At 36.8% G+C, this 20,445-nt stretch carries 18 protein-coding genes and 1 pseudogene; 4 read left to right on the top strand and 15 right to left on the bottom strand.

Features of this window, described 5'->3' with window-relative positions:
* Positions 1 to 212: 212 nt before the first annotated feature.
* The 6 genes and pseudogenes from RHP76_RS15830 to RHP76_RS15805 form a co-directional block, all read right to left on the bottom strand.
* Positions 213 to 701 (bottom strand): YkgJ family cysteine cluster protein, encoded by a 489-nt coding sequence (locus RHP76_RS15830; RefSeq protein ID WP_062673081.1) that lies wholly within the window; start codon positions 699 to 701, stop codon positions 213 to 215.
* Complete coding sequence (locus tag RHP76_RS15825) at positions 702 to 1,673, bottom strand: ion channel (protein ID WP_062673079.1); 972 nt, start codon at positions 1,671 to 1,673, stop codon at positions 702 to 704. It abuts the gene before it with no gap.
* A 346-nt stretch (positions 1,674 to 2,019) separates the two neighbouring features.
* Entirely contained in the window at positions 2,020 to 2,673 is a 654-nt protein-coding gene (locus tag RHP76_RS15820; RefSeq protein ID WP_311228564.1) for a T9SS type A sorting domain-containing protein, read from the bottom strand.
* Positions 2,674 to 2,772: 99 nt separating this feature from the next.
* A complete protein-coding gene (locus RHP76_RS15815; protein WP_311228563.1) occupies positions 2,773 to 5,139 on the bottom strand; it encodes a M60 family metallopeptidase in 2,367 nt (788 codons plus the stop codon).
* A gap of 17 nt (positions 5,140 to 5,156) precedes the next feature.
* Positions 5,157 to 5,288: pseudogene (locus tag RHP76_RS15810) on the bottom strand (IS5 family transposase); the annotation flags it as partial.
* Positions 5,289 to 5,580: 292 nt separating this feature from the next.
* A complete protein-coding gene (locus RHP76_RS15805) occupies positions 5,581 to 6,573 on the bottom strand; it encodes a hypothetical protein (RefSeq protein WP_288444259.1) in 993 nt (330 codons plus the stop codon).
* A gap of 200 nt (positions 6,574 to 6,773) precedes the next feature.
* On the opposite strand from RHP76_RS15805, the gene RHP76_RS15800 reads away from it, so the two are divergent.
* On the top strand, positions 6,774 to 7,154 hold the full coding sequence (locus RHP76_RS15800; protein WP_120232413.1) for a group III truncated hemoglobin: 381 nt from the start codon (positions 6,774 to 6,776) through the stop codon (positions 7,152 to 7,154).
* Positions 7,155 to 7,247: 93 nt separating this feature from the next.
* Here RHP76_RS15800 and RHP76_RS15795 read toward each other — a convergent pair whose 3' ends face one another.
* The 9 genes from RHP76_RS15795 to hflX all read right to left on the bottom strand — a co-directional run bounded on the left by RHP76_RS15795 (position 7,248) and on the right by hflX (position 16,716).
* Positions 7,248 to 8,318: a calcium:cation antiporter gene (locus RHP76_RS15795; protein WP_062673070.1), complete on the bottom strand. Its 1,071-nt coding sequence runs from the start codon at positions 8,316 to 8,318 to the stop codon at positions 7,248 to 7,250.
* Positions 8,319 to 8,384: 66 nt separating this feature from the next.
* Positions 8,385 to 8,723, bottom strand: a complete 339-nt coding sequence (locus tag RHP76_RS15790) for a DUF6122 family protein (RefSeq protein WP_062673068.1) — start codon at positions 8,721 to 8,723, stop codon at positions 8,385 to 8,387.
* Positions 8,724 to 8,750: 27 nt separating this feature from the next.
* Positions 8,751 to 9,989 carry a hypothetical protein gene (locus RHP76_RS15785; protein WP_311228562.1) on the bottom strand — a complete coding sequence of 413 codons (1,239 nt, stop codon included), beginning with the start codon at positions 9,987 to 9,989 and terminating at the stop codon, positions 8,751 to 8,753.
* Positions 9,990 to 12,008 (bottom strand): hypothetical protein, encoded by a 2,019-nt coding sequence (locus tag RHP76_RS15780; protein WP_311228561.1) that lies wholly within the window; start codon positions 12,006 to 12,008, stop codon positions 9,990 to 9,992.
* A 17-nt stretch (positions 12,009 to 12,025) separates the two neighbouring features.
* Entirely contained in the window at positions 12,026 to 12,694 is a 669-nt protein-coding gene (locus RHP76_RS15775; RefSeq protein WP_123278647.1) for a hypothetical protein, read from the bottom strand.
* A gap of 133 nt (positions 12,695 to 12,827) precedes the next feature.
* Positions 12,828 to 13,544 carry a DNA alkylation repair protein gene (locus RHP76_RS15770; protein ID WP_311228560.1) on the bottom strand — a complete coding sequence of 239 codons (717 nt, stop codon included), beginning with the start codon at positions 13,542 to 13,544 and terminating at the stop codon, positions 12,828 to 12,830.
* Between the two features lie 6 nt (positions 13,545 to 13,550).
* Positions 13,551 to 14,837 carry a cation:proton antiporter gene (locus tag RHP76_RS15765; RefSeq protein WP_311228559.1) on the bottom strand — a complete coding sequence of 429 codons (1,287 nt, stop codon included), beginning with the start codon at positions 14,835 to 14,837 and terminating at the stop codon, positions 13,551 to 13,553.
* A 20-nt stretch (positions 14,838 to 14,857) separates the two neighbouring features.
* Positions 14,858 to 15,493: a DUF4919 domain-containing protein gene (locus RHP76_RS15760; RefSeq protein ID WP_311228558.1), complete on the bottom strand. Its 636-nt coding sequence runs from the start codon at positions 15,491 to 15,493 to the stop codon at positions 14,858 to 14,860.
* Positions 15,493 to 16,716, bottom strand: a complete 1,224-nt coding sequence (gene hflX, locus RHP76_RS15755) for a GTPase HflX (RefSeq protein WP_062673053.1) — start codon at positions 16,714 to 16,716, stop codon at positions 15,493 to 15,495. The genes RHP76_RS15760 and hflX overlap by 1 nt, the downstream gene beginning before the upstream one ends.
* A 192-nt stretch (positions 16,717 to 16,908) precedes the next feature.
* Here hflX and RHP76_RS15750 point away from each other — a divergent pair, with 192 nt between their 5' ends.
* The 3 genes from RHP76_RS15750 to RHP76_RS15740 all read left to right on the top strand — a co-directional run bounded on the left by RHP76_RS15750 (position 16,909) and on the right by RHP76_RS15740 (position 20,442).
* Positions 16,909 to 17,616 carry a LytR/AlgR family response regulator transcription factor gene (locus tag RHP76_RS15750; protein ID WP_065119593.1) on the top strand — a complete coding sequence of 236 codons (708 nt, stop codon included), beginning with the start codon at positions 16,909 to 16,911 and terminating at the stop codon, positions 17,614 to 17,616.
* Between the two features lie 147 nt (positions 17,617 to 17,763).
* Positions 17,764 to 17,919 (top strand): hypothetical protein, encoded by a 156-nt coding sequence (locus RHP76_RS15745; RefSeq protein WP_311228557.1) that lies wholly within the window; start codon positions 17,764 to 17,766, stop codon positions 17,917 to 17,919.
* A gap of 6 nt (positions 17,920 to 17,925) precedes the next feature.
* Positions 17,926 to 20,442 carry a beta strand repeat-containing protein gene (locus tag RHP76_RS15740; protein ID WP_311228556.1) on the top strand — a complete coding sequence of 839 codons (2,517 nt, stop codon included), beginning with the start codon at positions 17,926 to 17,928 and terminating at the stop codon, positions 20,440 to 20,442.
* Positions 20,443 to 20,445 lie beyond the last annotated feature (3 nt).

The raw sequence follows: 20,445 nt of genomic DNA, 5'->3' as shown, positions 1-20,445 counted from the left end.
ACTTAAACGAGACATTATTTATAAAATTATGTGTAAAAGACTTATTTAACGTACTTTATAATTATTTAAGAGGAATTTGCAAAAATGAGTTAGAGTGCTTTGGCTGGAAGAGGGATGTTGGAAGCAGGAAGTTTATTAGATTAGAAGTCGCAGTTTTTCTGATCAAAGATGAGAGCTCCCAATCCCCATCTCCCCTCTTCCTGCTTACAAAACTATTTTCCTATATTCTTCATCATTTTTTCTACAAATTCAAATGCTGCAGGGCAGATAACTGTATTTTTCAGCATCAAATTATTGATCTGATAAATCTTTTTACGGTCTGTATGAGGATATTCACGGCAGGCTTTTGGTCTTACGTCGTAGATAGAGCATGTATTATCGTCGTTCAGAAAAAAACAGGGAAGATTCTGCAATACTTTATCATTATCTTCATCTACTCTCAAAAATTTTGCTTCAAAGTCTGCAGACTTCATTCGGAGATGCTTGGAAATTCTCTCAATATCTTTTTCGGTATAGAGAGGTCCCGTTGTTTTGCAACAATTGGCACACTGCAGACAATCTATTTCTTCAAAAACTTCATCATGTGTCTCCTGCACTATATAATCGAGATTCTTGGGCGGTTTTTTCTTTAATCCGTCCAGAAATTTCTTGTGTTCTTTCTGCTTTTGTATCGCTTGTTTTTTATAAAAATCTAAATCCATTTATTCTTTGTTTCTCACGGACTCCGGAAGTTCTTCTTTTTTATACTCGTTAATTTTATCCAGATCCAGTACCGTTGAGAGATTTTCTTTATTTGGATAATACATCGGAACAAATTTGGCTCCATATACAATTTCTCCAGTAGTGTACGAAGATCTTTGAACCACCGTATTTGAAAATACTTCATCAAATGCGCGTACCTGTACGATGAGCTCAAGATCTGTATTTTTAAAATCCTCTTCAGAAAAACCGTAAAACGGAGAGTTTTCATCAATTTTATGCACTACAGTCCAGTTGAGAGCCAACGTATTGATCTTACTCATCTGCGTGGTAAGTCGGTAAAAATTACTTTTGGCAACCCCATTTTCCACAACTTCAATAGCTACCGATACAATTACGTCGGCATCCGTCAAAGCATTATTTTTATAGGGAGCAAGCCTGAACATCAATGCTGAAGATTCCTGAAAAGGAGCAATAACTGCTATATCAGAAAATCTAAGATATGCCCGTGGTCTTGAAAATCTTCCGTAAAAAAGCCCTGTTGCAATGGCAAAGGTAAGCAATCCCAGAAAAGCTTCAAAAGTTGCTACAAGACTTGCCAAAAATCCTACCGGAGCTATCCTCCCATATCCAACTGTGGTGAATGTCTGGGAACTAAAGAAAAAGACATCAATAAATTCATTGAGTGGATCACTTTTATCTATTCCTGTGAGATGCTCTACCCCAATCAGATAATAGATCATTGCAAACAGTAGATTAATGAGAATATAAGCGATAACCAGATAAGAAATAAAACGAAATGAGGACAAATTCAGCATGGTGTGATACCAGCTTAACCTGTTAAAAACATTAACGCCTCTTCGCTGAACATTCGGGAGACCATCTTTATTGATGAATCTTCCTGAGGCATTGGTTCCGAAACCACTGTTCTCCGCATTTTTCTGACGGATCTTTTTTCTGAATCCTCCTGTCATTTTTTAATCATTTTGACTTTGTTATATTATGATTTTCCTCTACAATAAGCCAGTTGATGATTAGCTCTTTCTTTCAGCATACAGATATTTTAAAAGGCAAAGTTAAGCATAGAACGCATTATGATGCTTAATTTTTTAAGTAATCATTTTTTTAAATTACTCCCTTCAGATGATAGATGATTTTACCATGGATTTTCTATAAAGCTGTTTACTTAAAATGAATAAAAAAACAGCAGAAATTCAAATTTTTCTGCTGTTTATATCATTTATTAAATCCCAATTACACAATAGCGTTTCATGCGGGGCAATTGGGTAATCTCAAATTCCGGCGAATTAATTACTAATATTATTCTTTAATAATTTTAGACTGATATTTATTGGTCCCATTATTTATTGAAATAATATAAATTCCCGTTTTCAGATCTTTTATTTTATCGTTAATTTCCTTATTGATGTCACTTAGAGAGCCTTTTACTGAAATCAATAACGTCCCTGTCATATCAGATAATTCAGCGTTCAGATTTTCTCTTGAATTTTTAATATGGATAACCAGTTTTTGTCCATTCTTTAAGGGATTCGGATAAATAATAAAGTCATTATTATTTGTCTTACTATCCTTAACATCTAAAGTATTTGCCGGATAAACGAGAATTTTTTGCCCGTTATATCCTACTGCATATACTTTCAAAGCATTGGAAGGGAAATCAACATATGTATTGGCCAATGTAGTATCTCCAGTTCCTACGATAGAAACACTGATGAGCTGGTCACCTGCATCATAAGTTTCAAATGCAACAGCATTATTCCACTTAGAATTATTTACCAATAAAAACTGACCTTGCGCATTGTTCACAATCTGGGCCCCAATTCCTGTAATTCCTGAGACAGGAAGAAGATTTTTATAGGCATTCACGCTATTTGCCGAAAGATAATTAATCACAGGAGATACTGGTTTTGCATACCCCTTCATTAAAACATAGGCTTTCACATCATCAATCATACTTTGTGTAATCGTAAGCTGACCGTTTGAGTAATCTGAAATTGTAGCATTAATAGGTTTTAAAAAACCTGTATTGGTAAAGAAATCTGTAAGGTCTTCCTACACAGCGTCACAGGTATTTTTCACAAAATTCATGACCATTTGTCCATTGGTAAGCTGGGTTTCGTTTGTGTTTCTTACTTTTTCAGCTACTGTAGCAAACCAATGTGCATAATCTATTCCCGGAACAGCAGGTATAACCGGAGGCGTATCTTCATCTGACATATCCGAATCAAATGCAAGCGTAGATGCACTTTTTGAAGCACCCGCCAATTGATAATACAATTCTAATTGCCAAAACGGAATAAGGCTTCTGAAATTTGCATCTGCAGGATTCACATAATCTGTTCTGAACTGATCCATAATACTCTTCCCGTTAATTTGGGTTTGAATAATAATTTCTCCAAATCTGTTTCCTGCCACTTTAGGGAAAGCCGTTTTATCAGCAATTTCACCTTCCAGTCTTGTAAATCTGTTAGCTCCTGTTGGTGAATACAAATTGTAATATGCCCAAAGCGAGTACATATTATTTGTAATTTCTGTCGTTCCGATCCATCTTAGCCCAGGTCTAATCTGATTGACATGCCCTAATTCATGAGCGACTCCCCAAAAGTCCAGACCAGTTGCTGAAGCAGAATTTGAAAGCCCCCAAGTGAGATCTAAATGAGCACCCAGGCCTCCTGCATACCAGCCTCCAGAAGATTCTGTATAAACAAGCTGTCTGTTTTTAAGATTTTTATTAAACTTAAAAAAGCCCATCATTTCTCTTTCAGATTTAACAATTGCATCGTATTTATCAATTAAAGGCTGAGCGGTGGTGAAATGGAAATTGCTTATCACAGACTTATCCATCATCAGTTTCGTGTAATAACCTTCTATATCAATTTTTGGATAGACATCATTAGTCAGCATTTCAATCCATTCTGCAGACGTTGTACCCTTTTTATATATACCATTTACAATCCCTGCTGTAATATTTGCCGATACAGGTAATGCATTTACATCATCAGTGTAATATGAAATGTATCCCAGTCCGGCATTTGTAATATTAAGAATATTCAGTCCATTTTTCAATTCATAAGATTTTTCAGGAGAAGCTCCTTCAGTAGCGAAATCTCTTATTTTTAAATACACTTTGTTTGCCTCCGTAATATCTTTGGCAAAAACAATAGCAGTAGTATTAGCCTGAAATGCTAACCCTGTCGGATTTTCATAGCCATTATAATTCCCTACCTTATACTGGTTGTTTATGGATTCAATTGTTTTATATGCCGTAAAAGTCTGAACTCTGTATTTTCTATTATAGGTATTATTAAATAAACACTGAGCTAACCCTTTAATGAAAGGTGAGGAAATTGCATCAATATCCTGCTGGGTTATTGTTGGTTTTAAAGTACTGAAAAGAGTATCATTAAAAATATTTGAATAAGCTGAAAGATTAAAACTATTAGGGCTGTTCTGAAAAAATTCCATTTCAGCACAACTGGCAAAATTGTTTTTACCATCAAGAACCTCAATCTTTATATTTAAAGGAGTAATGGCAGAAGGAAAAACTACCGTTTTAATAGTACTCGTTTGTCCAAAATTTTGAGTAGCAATATCAACATAAGCAGGGTTAGAAATGGTATTATAACTTATTTTTACATTTCCGAAAAGACCATTAGGCCCGCCATCTTGTCTTGGGGTGTACCTTAAATAATTCATAGATGTCTGCCCATCAAACTTATAAATCAGAGAAATAGGAAAAGTGGCTGCTGTAGCATTCCAGCTGCAATGATAAAGCGTACTTACATTACCATCAAAGGATTTCTCTATATTTTCTCCCGATTGGAAACTTGAAGCCGAAGATCCTGCCACCTGAGGCAACACAGGAATATCCGCATACCCTGAAAACTCATTGGTGGGAAGTGTACATTCTGTTTGTATAGGGTCCATCTGTTCTTCAGAATAGAACTCCATCTCTGCACAACTTGAAAAATTATTTTGAGCACTTAGAACATCAATCCTAATAACATCAGGATGAACAATTGCTGTTGGCAAATCTATTGTTTTTGCCGTATTATCAGATGCCCAGGAAATAACTCCGGTTGCTGCTATAAAAACAGAAGGATCGGATTGCGTAGAATAGGAAACCTTCACACTTGTCCATATTCCATTAGGACCTGTTGTTCTAGGCTTGTACACCAACTTTTTTACACTTTTTACCCGACTGGAAAATTTGAAATTTAACTGATCCGGAAGTGCAGTACTCAAATTATACCGCGAATGATAAAGTGTATTCACATTATTATCATTACACATTCCTGCCTCCTGCCCGGGCTGTGGTGGTTGTAACGAACTTACATAAGCTATAGGCATTTTATATTGCTGAGCAAAAACTATCTGTAAGAAGAACAGAAATAAAAGGATAAAATAATTTTTTTTCATCTTGTTGTAATTTTTGATTAATAAAATTTATTCAGAGCTACTGCTATAAAGGCGATATAATTGAAAGATTTCCAATTTGATACTGTTGTGTCAAAATGGTTGAGTAAAGAACGAAAGCTGTTCAGCCATGCATTAGATCTTTCTATAGCCATCTATTCCTGTAAAAAATTCATCAAAATAACTCTCAGTGAAAACCATCTTGAGAACAAAAATTAGGAGCCAGATTATTTTTCTATCATAGCTTTGCCAAATACTTGTACATCAACCTAAAAGTTTTATTTCTAAAATTAAGAATTAAAATAATTGCAAAAACTTATACCTACCTGTTTTTAATAATACACCACCAGTTGAATTATATTATTGCAATCCCGCTTTACATTAAACTGCTGAAAAAATGAAAAAACAATACTCCACTTTTACCCTTTTTTAATAAGAGAAATTCTATATCTTTTGTGCCGGTGATTCCAGTACGGTAACACTTACATTGCTGACAGATTTTACGATCCCTGACTCTCCGTGTATATTGGTAAGAAAATCAGGGAAGCTTTCGATAGGAAAAGCCCAATAGTAATGTCCATCTACGGGAGAGGGAAAGTTCGCCTGTAATCTTCCTTTTAATTTCATCGGTACAAAGTATTCAACGGATGATCCCTTCAATTTTGTAAGGACAGAAATTGTTTTTTTAGAATGAGCGGGCACAATGGTTTTGTAGCTGCTGGTTTCAGTAACTTCTTCAGAATTTTCTGTACCTTCAGTAGTATCTCCTCCTACAACAACTTTTGTACTTGCTGAAGCTTTTGCAACTAACGGAATATCAACGGATACTGAAGCTGCCACTTCAAATGAACCTGAAACGGTCCGTTTCCAGGAAGTAGAATATCCTTTTTTATAAGAATAGGTTACCGTAATTTCACTTTCTCTGTCGCCATTGTTAATTGCCTCCGTAGTGTAAGCATTGTCCGGTAGATCTGCACCGTCCGTTTTTATTGTCACCTGAGGAGTTCCCAAAACAATGGAAACATTAGGGTTTGGAGCTGTATTCCGGGCATCTCCATCTACAGAAAGGTCTGGATTAAATATAATTCCATCCGGAACCTGGCCGGAATAAGCAAAAACGTTTTTCAATCGTGTTCTTTCTCCTGAATAACTGACATCATATCCCATATCTTTTAGGTGATTTGCCTTGAAAGGGATTTCACGCTCTTCATTTGGCGAACTATAGCTGGCACCCAAACTATTATTGCCTGGTAATTTAAACTCATCTACAATTTTCCAGCCCTGCTGAAGCATCTCTTCCTCAGTCAACTGTGATTTCTTTACTTCAGAATAATGTACTTTTTCTGAATCATCATTCATAGCACTCACTTCATCCCTTGAACATGATACTGAAAACATCAATAAGAGAATACAAACAGAATTGATTTTTTTGATCATTTTAATAATTTTTTAGTGTTTAATAATTAAATTTACAAAAAACGAATTCTTTTAAGGCGCTTTTTTGCGAATTAATCAAATTTTAATCTTTCCCAATTTTCCATTGTTTTATAATATGTTGTTCTCTAAAATACTGTTTACATGAAATTTATCAATTTCGCGACTGAAATTTTTAATACGAATTATACTAACTTTGAAGTATGAAAAAGCTTGAATCAAGAGAAGATATTGAACACCTTGTCAATTCATTTTACAACAAAGTTGTTAAAGATGAAACCATTGGATTCTTTTTTAATGATATTGCTAAAGTAGATTGGGATAAACATCTTCCTAAAATGTATTCTTTCTGGGAATCTATTCTTTTTGGGCAGATGAGCTATAAAGGAAATCCAATGGGTGTCCACTTCCCGGTTAATGAGATACAAGCTATGGAACAGAAGCACTTTGACAGATGGCTGCTGCTTTGGCGTACGACTATTGAGGAAAATTTCGTAGGCGAAAATGCCGACATGGCGATTTACAAGTCAGAGAATATAGCAAAACTGATGGCTTTCAAAATGGAGCTGGCGAGAAGGTTGTAGTGATACGGGATTCGGGGTACGGGATATAGATGTCGAGGTTAACTTCCGGGATTTTACAGATAAAAAAGATTTATAATTTTTTACTTTTTCCTTCTAAGGAACAATTACTGTAAAGATATAGGCTGCCAGATTCACCAGCAGAACAGTCCCGTACAGGACGTTTGTTTTTCCACGACTTAAAGATAGCATCACAATAAATACGGATAAAGAAAGCAGAATAATGTCTTTTTTATCCAATCCCAATACAAGTGGAATATCATACATAATACATACCGCTGAAACCGCAGGAATAGTCAGTCCGATACTTGCCAGTGCAGAACCCAATGCCAGATTTAAGCTGGACTGGATTTGATTGGCTCTTGCTGCACGGATTGCAGCAACGCCTTCAGGAAGAAGAACCACGGCAGCAATAATTACCCCAACCAGGGATTTTGGAGCTCCAAGGCTCTGTACCATTCCTTCTATTGTATCGGACAATCCTTTGGCCATCAGTACAACAATAACAAGACAGATTACCAGAAAGACAAAGCTGATAAGTGTTTTTGGTAATGAAGGAATATAATGTTCTTCAGGATGCTCATCAGGAACAATAAAATAACTTCTGTGGCGCACAGTCTGTACCATCAGGAAAACCCCATAAATGGCAAGACATGCGATAGATATAAAAATAAGCTGAGCTTCGTTATAGAATGGTCCGTTGACACTTGAAGTAAAATTGGGAAGAACAAGGGTAAGTACCAGAATGGAAACAATACTCACCAGATAAGTAGTTGCTGAAGTTCTTGCAAAGAACTGTTCATGATATTTAACGCCGCCTACCAAAATACATATTCCAAGAATTCCGTTGAGAATAAGCATTACGGCAGCAAAAACGGTATCTCTGGCCAGCGTGATCGCCTGATCTCCGCCGGCAACCATCAGCGAGATGATAAGTGCTACTTCAATAATGGTGATACAAAGCGCCAGGATGATTGTTCCGAAAGGCTCCCCTACTTTATGAGCTACAACTTCAGCATGATGTACTGCTGATAAAACACTTCCGATCAATAAAACACCGGCCAGAATATCATAAAGGACACCATTTCCCATCAAACCGGAAAAGTAGTATCCTACCGCCAGAATAGGAAAAATATAGGTATAATGTAAAAGTTCTTTTAGTCTCATATCGTGACTACAAAATACAAAAAATCTATAATAATTTCAATATTAAAAGAAAATATTAATAATATTTTAATGAGGCCAGAAGTTAAAATCCTGATAATCTGTGAACATATGAAACAGAAGCCCGATTCCGATAAGCCTGATATTTCCTTTAAAGAACAACAGCAAAAAATACACCGCAATGGCATAATAAGAATGTAAAAAATGAAAACCTATACTTTCTCTTGACGGATCAAAAACAGGATTGGCAAAAAGATGGTCCAGATCTACCAGCATGGTAGCGAGAAGAATAAAATATGCTTTTTTCCAATTTTTACGATAAAAAACTAATGCGATAAATATTGGAAAAACGAAATGCAAAAAGTAATGAGTAAAAGTTTTGAGCAATGTGATGTCTGATGGAGCCATTAATGAAAATTTTATCGGTTTCTATGCTTACCAACGTAAAATTAAGGGTAATTCTCCTTTATTCGCTTTTATTTTTACCCAATAATTCTGAGCCTTGTTCCCATACAACACGTAATCAATGTCAGAAATGATCTTCTTTTCAGTGTTATTCAATGTTTTCAAAGAAGAATACAGCAAAGCATTATTTCTGATCAGCATATAATTTTCTTTGAGCTGGGGAGATAATGATACTGGTTTTCGGGTAGATTTTATGACAACTCCCTTATTATTCCTTTTGATTTCATTGGGTTGAAAAGGAATAGCCGTGAATTGATTTTCAGCATTGATCCACATTTTAGACTGAAAGTACTTCCAGGTTTTTTCAGGATTATTACTCTGAATATTGATCATATAGCTGGGCTGGGTAATCTTTTGAACTGTCTTTTTTTCAACTTCATTGAAATTATCATCATATTCATAAGTGACAATGGTATCATTGATCTGCTGGAGATTGGCCGTAGCTTTTAAAGACACAGCCTGTGATGAATCTGCAATACTCTTATTAAAAAAACGGGTAAAATTTTTGATGTTTTCCTTATCAAGCTCCAATTCCAGAAATTGATTTCCTTTCTGAAGTTTTGAAGCAATTGTATTAAAAGTCTGAATGTCTGAGTTATTTTTAATCTCAATTTCATCCTCATTTAACTCAATGGAAAAGTTCCGGATCTTTTGCCCTGAAATGAACGAAATGCTTCCCAATGTATTTTGAATAAAGCGGTCTGCCTCCCAAACATGATGTACAGAATTCTGAAGAAGTTTTTTTTGAAGGTTTTCAAAAGCAAGATCTGAACTTCCTGCAATACAATAATTTCCTTCTATCATAAAGAAAAACTGCTCCTTCTGAAAACGGTTATTACCTTTAGCAACAAAGTTTTGCTTCTTTAAATAGGTGATGAGTTTTTGCGAATCTTTAAGCTCTAAAACACTGTACCATTCTGAAAATTTAGTGTCTTTAATATGAAATATCTGCAGAAAATCCGGAATTCTGATTCCTGAATCTTTCAGTGAACCGGAGGTTTTACTCTTTGCTTTGCTTCCGGACCATTTTAAAGGATGGGTTGCTAAACTGAAGAGGTATTGTCCCGTTAATTTCTTCGTGTCGATTAAAACGACTGCATCTGCGTTATCAGGAATATACTGAAGGCTTTTATCTTTGTGAAAAGCTATAAAATATACTGAAACAGCAAGCAATAAAAATAACGGGACAATAATTTTCTTTTTGTTCATCTATAAAATTTGAGGCTTCTTTTCTGTTTCTTTAGCTTTAAAAACCTGATCGAATATATCAAAGAAATACATTAAGCTGTTTTCTGAAGAATCTTTGATGTTATAATTCATCTCAGTCTGGATGCTTTCTCCCTTTACTTCCGTTTTATAATACAGTTCTCCTACATTTTTTTTGATCGCCTCTAACGTTTTTCTCTCTTTCGGGCTTTTGAATTCTTTGTCTAGTCCTGTTAATAGCTTCTGAATATCCAGTCTGCCGGACAATGGATATTTAGCGGAGTCTTTTGCCCATTTTCTGGAAACATCAGATTGGTTTACAGGTAAATTATTATCTGCAGCACTCATAAGGTATACTACTCCATCTTTCACAGTAAAAAACAACTGATCTACATATCCTCCGTTTTTCTCTTCTTTAAAGGTATAAAGGTTTCCTTTTTTAGAGAATCTCTTAGACATTTTTTTGTTGGTTGTAAGCAAATCAAAAATACGGTTCCAGTACCCTTCATTCTCTGTTGCAAATGCGAAAGTGAAGTTAGGAACAGCAATTTCTTTTGTTTTCTTTACTTCTTTTTCATTGAAATCTGCATCGTATTCATAATCGGTGTATTCTACGGTTTTGGATTTTAATTCATTCAAAACAAAGATTCCGTTTCCAGGGGCAATTTTGGTAATTGCTTCTTCATCCAGTACAATTTTCATGGTTTCCATAATCAGCTCCATTTCTTTTTTGTACTCGTTTTCTCCTGAGTTCTGAAGAAGACTGTACATCATGTCAAAGCATTTTGCGCCATTCACATTCATTGCATAGTAGCCGACACTTTTTTCATTGATCAGCTCCAGCAGTTTTTTGTTTTTCTTCCCTTTATAAATGGCAGAAATATTCTTTTGAATGTCACCATTTTTGTGCTGATAATTATTAACCAGCCTTACTTTGTCTTTATCAAAATACAGATTGTATGCATAGTTGGAATTGTACATGTTTTTGAAAAACTGTCCATAGCCGTAATACTTTGTCATTTTTCCGTAGATGCCTTCATTTACAATTCTTCCGTAGTCTGTATACACAAAAACATCGGAATTGGCATCTCTGAACGAAAGCATTTCTTTAGGCACTTCAATTTCTAAATTTGAACTGAAATATTGGTCAAAACGATCTTCTGCGTTCTTTTTAACAACCCTGAAGTTTTCTCTACGGATAGAATCCTGCTCTTTCTGGAAAGCCTTTTCTTCTTCCTCATCATAAGCATCTTCCGGCATTTCTTCTCCGTTTTCAGAATTTTCAGCAGTTTCTTTATCTGCAGGATATTTATGATGTTTCTCCAGGTATTTGATATCTTTCTGTATTCTTGCAATCTCGTTGTTATTATCTTTTATACTTTCTTTCAGATACTTAATATCATCCTTCAGACTTTTGATCTCTTCTTTATAATCAAACGGCTTTTCCGGTTCTTCGGTATACACTGTATCTCCCGGCTCTGCGTAAGCGGAGTCCACCACTGCAACTGCTGTACTGTCTGCAACTGCTTCCTCTACCCAAAGATCCTTATAAGGTTTTGTATAGCTGATCATACTGAGAACAGCACGGCTCCCGTTCCATGCTACAAAAACATCATCATTGATATCTACGTAAGAATAGTTCTTTCTGCTGGAAACTTCCTGTCCTTTTTTCTTTACAGAATTAATGAACTCCTGAAACTTTTCCTTATTATCAATGATAAAATGGGTATTATATGCTTTAATGGAGTCATTAAAGCTCGCATAATGGTATTGAACAGCGTCGTATTTGATTCCTGTTTTGGAATAATCTGTCCATGAAAGATTTTCTTTACTCTTTTTGCTGAGCTCATGCAGCAAAGGATTCAGTTTATTCCAGTTGATTTTATTATTAAGCTGTTTTCCGTTAACTTCCATATAAAATACGGCATCGGAAGGAATTTTCATGCTGTTTTGGGCTAAAATCAATGTAAAGCCAAAGAGGACGAAAATAATGGTTTGTGTTTTTAAAAAGATAGATTTCATGACTATAGTTTAGAAATTTATTGAAAAAGGATGGTATTTTGTATTTGTTTTTTCTGAAGGATAACATCCAGAATATCTGCTTCCAGTTTAAGAGCCTTTTTGTTGGGAGAAAGCACGTAAGTAGTATTCGATTGTGATTTCACTGGAGTTTCAAACTGCATGATAGAAGTATATTTCGCATCAGTAAAAACCTCTTTGTCTGCCTTACTCATCTTGTCATAATCAGCCTTGAAAGTATTGACTTTATTCCTTATCAATGTCTTTTTTTCAAGATTCTGACTGTAAACCTGAGTCGGAACCATTTTACCCAATATTTTCTGGGCTTTCAGTTTTTCCAGACCTGCATTAATGTTTTCAATCTTTTTGAAACTACAGCTCAGCTTGATGATGTAATTATCAAAATCCATGGAGGTTTTCACATTGCTGATTCCGGGAGTTCCTTTAAAAATTCTGGCAGCCTCATTGATTTTAGTTTCAATTTCTGACTTTTTAGGAACTTTTTTTCCGTTGATGGTTTCCATTTTAGAAATTGAAGCAAGTCTTGTTTTGCTCTTGCTTGCGTTAAGAATAATGGTATATTCTCCTGTTCCGTCAGCTTTTATATTCACTTTATCCAGAATATCAAAACAGCTTGTCAGGAACAGCAAAGGAATACATAGAAGAAATAATCTGAGAAAATTTTTCATGATCAGGTTTAAAAGCACAAAATTACTTAATTCTGGCCTTACATCCTTATAATCTTTGATTTTTTGGGCATAAATAGCTGTTTCCCGGTACTTTTTCAGGGGAAAATACGGTACTTTTTCCGTATATTATTTTTTAAACTCGTCCTTTAAGATAATCCTGGCGAAGATCTTCATCCAGTTTTTCAATAGCATACCGAAGACATGTTCTGGGCATTTCTTTATAATATTGGTTCAGATAACTGATCAGCTCGCCTTCACTTCTATTTCCCATTTCCCTTAGCAGCCATCCGTTTGCTTTGTGCATCAGGTCATGAGGATGTTTCAGATTTCTGGTGACAAATTCTTTGGTCAGATCAAATGATCCTTTTTTTATATAATGCATTGTTCCGACAACAGCAATCCTTTTATGCCACATCTCATCAGATTCCGAAAGCTCTACAAGAAGGTTTTCTTTCTGATTTTCAAAAGCATATCTGCCTAAAATTTTATAGCAGGTAGAATCTACCAGATCCCAGTTGTTCACATAAGGAAGATGATCCAGATAAAAAGCGACCACTTCTTCTTTTACTGCCTTATCTTTTGTTTTCTCAAACTTTGAAATCAGCATAAAAAGAGCTGTCAGCCTGTGCTCGTGATATGTTGAAGAAAGTAATGTACTGAGTTCCTTTAAATTTATTTTCGAATAATATTCTTTGGCCACAGAGCGTTGATCCGGAACTTTTACGCCCAGAAACAAGTCGCCTTCACCATATTCTCCTTTTCCAGTTTTGAAAAATCTTGGAAAAAATTCCGCCTTTTCAGGAATGGATAAAACAGCAAGTGCTTCCTGTATTTCTTTAACAATGCTCATATGATTTTAAGCGTTTTCTTCTACAGCAATATTTTCCTGCTCCTCTTCTTCTTTGGCAATCTTATTCGGATTGCCCACTTTAGCAATGGTAAGCCCCTGAACAATGATTGAGAATACGACGACACAATAGGTAATACTTAAAATAATTTCACTGTATTCACTTTTAGGAACAGACATCGCCAATGCAATGGAAACTCCGCCACGAATTCCTCCCCAAACAAGCACTTTCACCGTTTGTGGACTGAAACTTCTTCTCAGGGAAGTAAATTTTGTAGGTCCCCAGATCGAAATAAATCTTGCCAGCAAAACCACCACAATGGCCACTAAGCCCGGAATCATGAAATGTCTGAGATCTTTAATCATCAAAAGTTCAAATCCGATGAACAGAAATAGTACCGCGTTCAGGATTTCATCAATCAATTCCCAGAATTTGATCAGATAATCCTGGGTAACAGACTTCATTTTGAAACTTCTGTTGAAATTTCCCATAAATAATCCTGCCGCCACCATAGTCAATGGACCTGATATATGCATCTGACGGGCAATCAGATACCCTCCCATTACCACTGAAAGCGTTACTAATACGGAAATAATATAATCGTCCACTTCACGCATCAATCTTGAAGTAACCCATCCTAACAGAACCCCGAGTAAAAGACCTCCGCCTGCTTCCTTAAGGAGAAGCAATCCTATCGTTTCAACACTCAGATCCACTTCTTTTCCGATCGCCAGCTGCAAAATCACTGTAAAGACCACAACTGCCATACCGTCATTAAAAAGAGACTCTCCGGCCACTTTTGTTTCCAGAGATTTGGATACATTCGCCTGTTTCAGTACACTCAGAACCGCTACCGGATCGGTAGGAGAAATCAAAGCACCGAAAACAAGACAGTAGATAAAAGGAAGTTTAACCCCCACATAAGGAAGCAGATAAAACATTCCGAATCCTACGACAAAGGTAGAAATCACAACACCTACTGTGGAAAATATCACTACAGGTCTGAACTGTTCTTTCAGGTCATTAATATTAATATGGATTCCCCCTGCAAAGAGTAGAAAATTAAGCATAGCACCCATCAACACCTCCGTGAAGTCGATACCATTCATAAGGTTGTGTAGGTGTCCGAAAGTTCTCGGAAGAACCGTTTCTCCAAACAGTACCAGAAAAATTGATACTACAATGGCGATTACCATAATTCCGATGGTACTTGGAAGTTTTAAAAACCTATAGTTAAGATAGGCAAATATTGATGCTAATACGATTAATGCTGAAAATGAATAATATAATTCCACTAAGTATCTTTATTTTAAGATTAATTGGTGAGTTCCAAATAGAGTATTTTGATATAAATTTGATTCCCATCTTTTTCCCAGATGTCAAACATGGCATCTTTAGAAGCTTTCGAACGTCTTGTGTAATCCTGCCCTATATTCAGAATATTCAGCAGAATGTATTCATCTCCTACAGAATTAACGATAAAGGCTGTTTTTTCTGACTTTCCGTCCCCCGAACTTCTTATCCCTTCAGTAAGTGCACGGAATTGGTTCAGATGATGGATAAAGTTATTTCCATCCTTTACAGAATCGTAAGCCCTGAGAAGAATCAGCAGCACATCCAGGTTGGTAGGATCTTTATCATACAAAGCTTTTCCCTGTTTGATACAATCTGCAAAATTGTTTTGTTTAAAGGCTTCTACCAGACTTTTAAAGCTATCATCTGATGTGTTTATTTTATCGTTTCTAAAATTTCTTCCGTAGTACAGATATTGAGATTCTATACTGTCCAGAGATTTAGGGTATCCTTTAAATTTGAAAATAAGCTTATCGTAATTATACGGAGAGTCGGAAGTCCTGAGACTTTTCTCAATAGCTTTTATATCAATTTTTGATTTCTGGCTGAACCCAAAAACCGAAAACAGGATGAACAAAAGGAAAAAATGGTATTTCATTAATTGTTGCTTTCTTCTTCGTCGTTGTCGAAATATTCGAAAAGAAAATCGTTGTATGGAAATCTGGAAATATGAATCTTCATGACCTCATCATAAATCATTTTCTTCATTTCCGGGAAGTTTTCTTTCGTTAACGCGGAGATGAAAACCGTTGGATATTTAGATTTTGCCATCCAGGTCTTTTTCCATTCTTCCAGAGAAATATTTTTACGGGTTGAAGGGGTAAGATCATCTTCATCCTTTTTCTCATAGCTGAAATCGTCAATTTTATTGAAAACCATGATCATCGGCTTCTGATGAGCGTTGATTTCCATCAGGATATGGTTAACAGATTCTATATGATCTTCAAAGCTTTCGTGAGAAATATCTACCACATGGATCAAAAGATCGGCTTCACGAACCTCATCCAATGTAGATTTAAAAGATTCTACCAGCTGAGTAGGAAGTTTTCTGATAAATCCTACGGTGTCTGTCAACAGAAACGGTAAATTTCCAATTACCACTTTTCTTACCGTGGTATCCAGTGTAGCGAATAATTTATTTTCCGCAAAAACTTCAGATTTTGAAATGGAATTCATCAGGGTAGATTTCCCTACGTTGGTATATCCTACCAAAGCAGCACGAACCACTTTCCCACGATTGTTACGCTGGGTAGCCATCTGCTTGTCTATCGTCTTCAGTTTCTCTTTCAGCAAGGTAATTCTGTCACGGATAATACGACGGTCAGTTTCAATTTCCGTTTCTCCGGGACCTCTCATCCCTATTCCCCCTTTCTGACGCTCAAGGTGGGTCCACATTCTTGTCAGTCGTGGTAAAAGATACTGGTATTGTGCCAGTTCCACCTGAGTTCTCGCATATGAAGTCTGTGCTCTCTGGGCAAAAATATCAAGAATAAGATTGGTACGGTCCAGGATTTTAACCTCCATTTCCCTTTCCAGGTTTTTAAGCTGTGAAGGAGAGAGTTCATCATCGAAAATTACGGTTCCGATCTCATTTTCTTTTACATATTCTTTTATCTCGATGGCTTTTCCGCTACCGATAAAGGTTTTGGAATCAGGCTGAGTTAATTTTTGGGTAAAGCGCTTTTGTACGGTTGCTCCTGCTGTGAAAGCTAAAAACTCAAGTTCATCCAAATACTCCGTCAGTTTTTCTTCATCCTGATTCTGGGTAATAACACCCACCAGGACAGCTTTCTCATAGTTATGTTCTTTCTTTTCTAACATTAAGTTCTGTCTATGTTTATGATTTTTACAAGTTAATATTTTTCAGAAAAAAAACAAAATCAATTTTTATTTAATAACATATTTTAATATAAATTTAAGTTTACTGATGAATGATTTATAAAAAATCAATAACTTTATATAATAAATTTCTGATTTTTAATTATTTAAATCAAAAACTAATCTCCGGAAATCATGATTACCCATATCAGATGTATGATTATTGATGATGATGAACTGGACAGGCTGGTTCTTCAGCATTATATCAGGCAATATGAAAACATTGAAATTGTTGCCACTTTCGACTCTGCTGAAAAGGCAGTTCCCTATCTTGACATTCCTGTTGATCTCCTGATTACCGAAACCAATTTAAGGGGGATGAACGGTCTTGAGTTCAGAAAGCTGGCCCATAAGATCCCTGCCTGTATTTTCGTAAGCTCTCATCCCGAACTGGCTGCCGGAGCTTTTGAGATTAATACTTTAGATTTTATTACCAAACCGCTTACCGCAGAACGCTTTCATTATTCGATGGAAAAGCTTTTTGATTTTTTTGAAGTAAAAGAAAAATGTGAATGCTATGATGCCATGGTGGGAGAAAACTGCATTAAAATAAAAGAAGGTGGTCATGTTTTTCAGATTAAAATGAAAGATATTCTCTACCTGGAAGCTCTGAAAGATTACACCAGAATCATCACACTTGAAAAAAATCATTGTATTTTAAATTCACTGGGAAATCTTCTGCAAAAAAGTTTTTTCAATTCTTTTGTCAGAATACACAGAAGCTATGCTGTCCCACGTCATCTTATCCGCGGAAAAAACTGTCACGAAATAGAACTTCCGCATCGTATAAAACTTCCTATTGGCCGAACTTACAAGGACAATCTTTCTTTTTTTAATCCTTAAAAATACATCATAATAATTCACCAATGCCATTGGTCGATTATTTCTGCCGTTGGTCTATTTTCCTGCTAATCAATGGAGATAGGTGGTAATTTAGTCTTCCCAAATTCCCCAAGAAAACACATCTATTAATCACCAAAACTGTTATCCATGGAAAGAATATCTATTTATTGTATTATTCTGTCTGTCTTTTCCATCTCCATACTACACGCTCAGGCTGTAGTTTTAGCAGCGGGATTGGATGCATCAGCAGCTATTACTCAAAATGGAGAAAATATCAAAACTTTCAAAATCATAAAAAAATAAAACGCCATGAAAAAAATATTATCACTGTTTTGGATCCTGACAGGTTTCTTTATTGGACTGTCCCAGGCTCCGGAAAAAATGAGCTACCAAGCTGTCATGAGAAATGGTTCCGGACAACTCTTAGCCAACCAAGGAATTGCTATAAGAGTAAGCATATTGCAGGGATCTCCTGCCGGAGCAGCAGTCTATTCTGAAAGACTCACCGGAAATACCAATGCCAACGGACTTGTTAGTCTCGAAATAGGAACAGGAACAATCCTTACCGGAACATTCGCCACTATTGATTGGTCCTCAGCAAGCTACTATTTAAAAACAGAAACAGATCCAGCTGGTGGAACCAACTATACCATAGTAGGAACAAGCCAGTTACTAAGTGTACCCTATGCTTTATATGCTAAATCTGCCGGAGTGAGCGGAGGAAGCTTTACGATCCCCTACTCCAATACGGTAAATAATGCCTCCACTTTATTTTCATTAATCAATAATGGTGATGGAACTTCTGTGGAAGGAGCCAACAGCACAACCACATCCAGTATTGCTGCTGTAAGAGGAATTGTAAGCAATACAGCCCCCGGAGGATTTTCTTCTGCAGTACGCGGTATCAATAACGGAACCGGCGGACTGGGAATTGGAGTCTGGGGAAGCCAGGCTGGAAGCGGCTGGGGCGTATATGGCGTTACTCCCAATGGTTTAGGAGTTTACGGAAATGCCAGTGGAAACGGATATGGTGTTTACGCAAACAGTAATACAGGAACAGGATTAAATGCCACAAGTAACAATGGTATTGCTGCCAATATTTCTATCGTCAATAATGCTAACGCCAATAGTGTTCTTACGGCATCTACTGTAGGGAACGGAACAGTTATCAATGTTTCCACCACAGGTACTGGAGCCGGAATACTAAGTTCTACTGCAGGAGGATTTGGTGCCCACGGGATCACCTCTTCCCAGTCATCTGCAGGGATTATAGGAGACAATACCGGAGCAGGTGAAGCAGTTGTGGGTAGAACGACCAGTGATATTGCCGGAGCGGTTGTGGGCCGTAATGATGGAGGAGGATATGGAGTGAGAGGATTTGTTGCGACCAATACATCCGGAACGGGTATCGGTGTTTACGGTCAGGTAGGTTTAAATAACAGTACCGGACGTGCGGGAAGGTTTGAAAATTTCAACAATACAAATACTGATGCTAATACTTTTGAAGTGGCATCTAACGGAAATGGAAACATCCCTGATAATACCAAAGGCAATGCTGCTTCTTTTGTACTCAATAATACCAATAGTGTAGGAGCTGCGGTAAGAGGGGAGGTCAATACTATTTTTGGAAATTTTGGTGCTGCTGCTATTTTTGGTGTCTCATCCGGAACCGGAGGACGAGCCGGACTATTCTACGCTTCCAATCCTGCCGGAAACGGAGCATCATTGATCGCTTTGACAGACGGTAACGGTAACGCCATTACAGCCAATGCAGGTAAAGATGGCAATGGGGTTGAGACCAATATTGATGGTGCCGGAAATGCGCTTTATGCATGGGTTCCTTCTTTTGCTACCGGACGTGCCGGACGATTTAATATTTTCAATGAATCAAACACCAGCGATGTTATCACTGTAACCACTGTTGGAAACGGTATTGCAGGTAATTTCAAGGTAGATAAAGTGACCGGAACCTCTCCTGCAGTAAGAGGAGAAGTCAATTCACAGTTTGCCAACTTTGGCACAGCAGGAATTTATGGAGTATCTTCCGGAACCGGAGGATACGCAGGCCTTTTCCACGCATCCAATCCTGCAGGAAACGGCCCTGCCTTGATTGCTATTGCAGATGGTAATGGTATCACCGCTAATGCATCCAACACCGGAGATGGTGTAGAAACCACTGTAGACGGAACAGGAAGTGCAATCTATGCATGGGTTCCTAATTTCAGTAACGGACGAGCTGCCAGGTTTGTTAATTTTAATACATCTAATACCAATGCAGCACTTACTGTAGAAACTCATAGTGCAGGATCTCTGGCTTTGTTTAAATCAGGAAACCCGGGAACCGTAAACGTTGCCCGTATTGATAATACCGGAAAAGGATTTTTCAATGGCGGCACACAAAACAGTGGTGCTGACGTTGCGGAAGCTTTTGATGTCAACGGAAACATCTCTGAATATGAACCTGGTGATATTCTGGTTATCTCAACAAAAGCAGATAGAACGGTTGAAAAATCATCAACTCCCTACTCTACTCTTGTTGCCGGAGTGTATGCTACTAAACCTGGTGTACTGCTTACAGAAGAACATATCGATATTGATATATCCAATAAAGCGCCAATGGGTGTCATTGGTGTTATTCCTACCAAAGTATGCCTTGAGAACGGAAAAATAAAAAGAGGAGATCTTCTGGTGACTTCATCTAAAGCGGGAGTTGCCATGAAAGCCAATCTCAAAAAGGTAAAAATTGGCCAGGTCATCGGAAAAGCACTTCAGGATTATGACCAAAAAGAAGTTGGAAAAATTCAAGTATTAGTCAATATAAAATAAACC

The sequence above is a fragment of the Chryseobacterium sp. SG20098 genome (assembly GCF_031844745.1).
Lineage (GTDB): Bacteria > Bacteroidota > Bacteroidia > Flavobacteriales > Weeksellaceae > Chryseobacterium > Chryseobacterium cucumeris.
This window is presented reverse-complemented; position numbering and strand designations above follow the sequence as displayed.

Excerpts from the sequence above, each read along its gene's own strand:
- RHP76_RS15830 (WP_062673081.1), bottom strand. The coding sequence starts at position 701 with ATGGATTTAGATTTTTATAAAAAACAAGCGATACAAAAGCAGAAAGAA.
- RHP76_RS15825 (WP_062673079.1), bottom strand. The coding sequence starts at position 1,673 with ATGACAGGAGGATTCAGAAAAAAGATCCGTCAGAAAAATGCGGAGAAC.
- RHP76_RS15820 (WP_311228564.1), bottom strand. The coding sequence starts at position 2,673 with ATGATTGATGATGTGAAAGCCTATGTTTTAATGAAGGGGTATGCAAAA.
- RHP76_RS15815 (WP_311228563.1), bottom strand. The coding sequence starts at position 5,139 with ATGAAAAAAAATTATTTTATCCTTTTATTTCTGTTCTTCTTACAGATA.
- RHP76_RS15805 (WP_288444259.1), bottom strand. The coding sequence starts at position 6,573 with ATGATCAAAAAAATCAATTCTGTTTGTATTCTCTTATTGATGTTTTCA.
- RHP76_RS15800 (WP_120232413.1), top strand. The coding sequence starts at position 6,774 with ATGAAAAAGCTTGAATCAAGAGAAGATATTGAACACCTTGTCAATTCA.
- RHP76_RS15795 (WP_062673070.1), bottom strand. The coding sequence starts at position 8,318 with ATGAGACTAAAAGAACTTTTACATTATACCTATATTTTTCCTATTCTG.
- RHP76_RS15790 (WP_062673068.1), bottom strand. The coding sequence starts at position 8,723 with ATGGCTCCATCAGACATCACATTGCTCAAAACTTTTACTCATTACTTT.
- RHP76_RS15785 (WP_311228562.1), bottom strand. The coding sequence starts at position 9,989 with ATGAACAAAAAGAAAATTATTGTCCCGTTATTTTTATTGCTTGCTGTT.
- RHP76_RS15780 (WP_311228561.1), bottom strand. The coding sequence starts at position 12,008 with ATGAAATCTATCTTTTTAAAAACACAAACCATTATTTTCGTCCTCTTT.
- RHP76_RS15775 (WP_123278647.1), bottom strand. The coding sequence starts at position 12,694 with ATGAAAAATTTTCTCAGATTATTTCTTCTATGTATTCCTTTGCTGTTC.
- RHP76_RS15770 (WP_311228560.1), bottom strand. The coding sequence starts at position 13,544 with ATGAGCATTGTTAAAGAAATACAGGAAGCACTTGCTGTTTTATCCATT.
- RHP76_RS15760 (WP_311228558.1), bottom strand. The coding sequence starts at position 15,493 with ATGAAATACCATTTTTTCCTTTTGTTCATCCTGTTTTCGGTTTTTGGG.
- hflX (WP_062673053.1), bottom strand. The coding sequence starts at position 16,716 with ATGTTAGAAAAGAAAGAACATAACTATGAGAAAGCTGTCCTGGTGGGT.
- RHP76_RS15750 (WP_065119593.1), top strand. The coding sequence starts at position 16,909 with ATGATTACCCATATCAGATGTATGATTATTGATGATGATGAACTGGAC.
- RHP76_RS15745 (WP_311228557.1), top strand. The coding sequence starts at position 17,764 with ATGGAAAGAATATCTATTTATTGTATTATTCTGTCTGTCTTTTCCATC.
- RHP76_RS15740 (WP_311228556.1), top strand. The coding sequence starts at position 17,926 with ATGAAAAAAATATTATCACTGTTTTGGATCCTGACAGGTTTCTTTATT.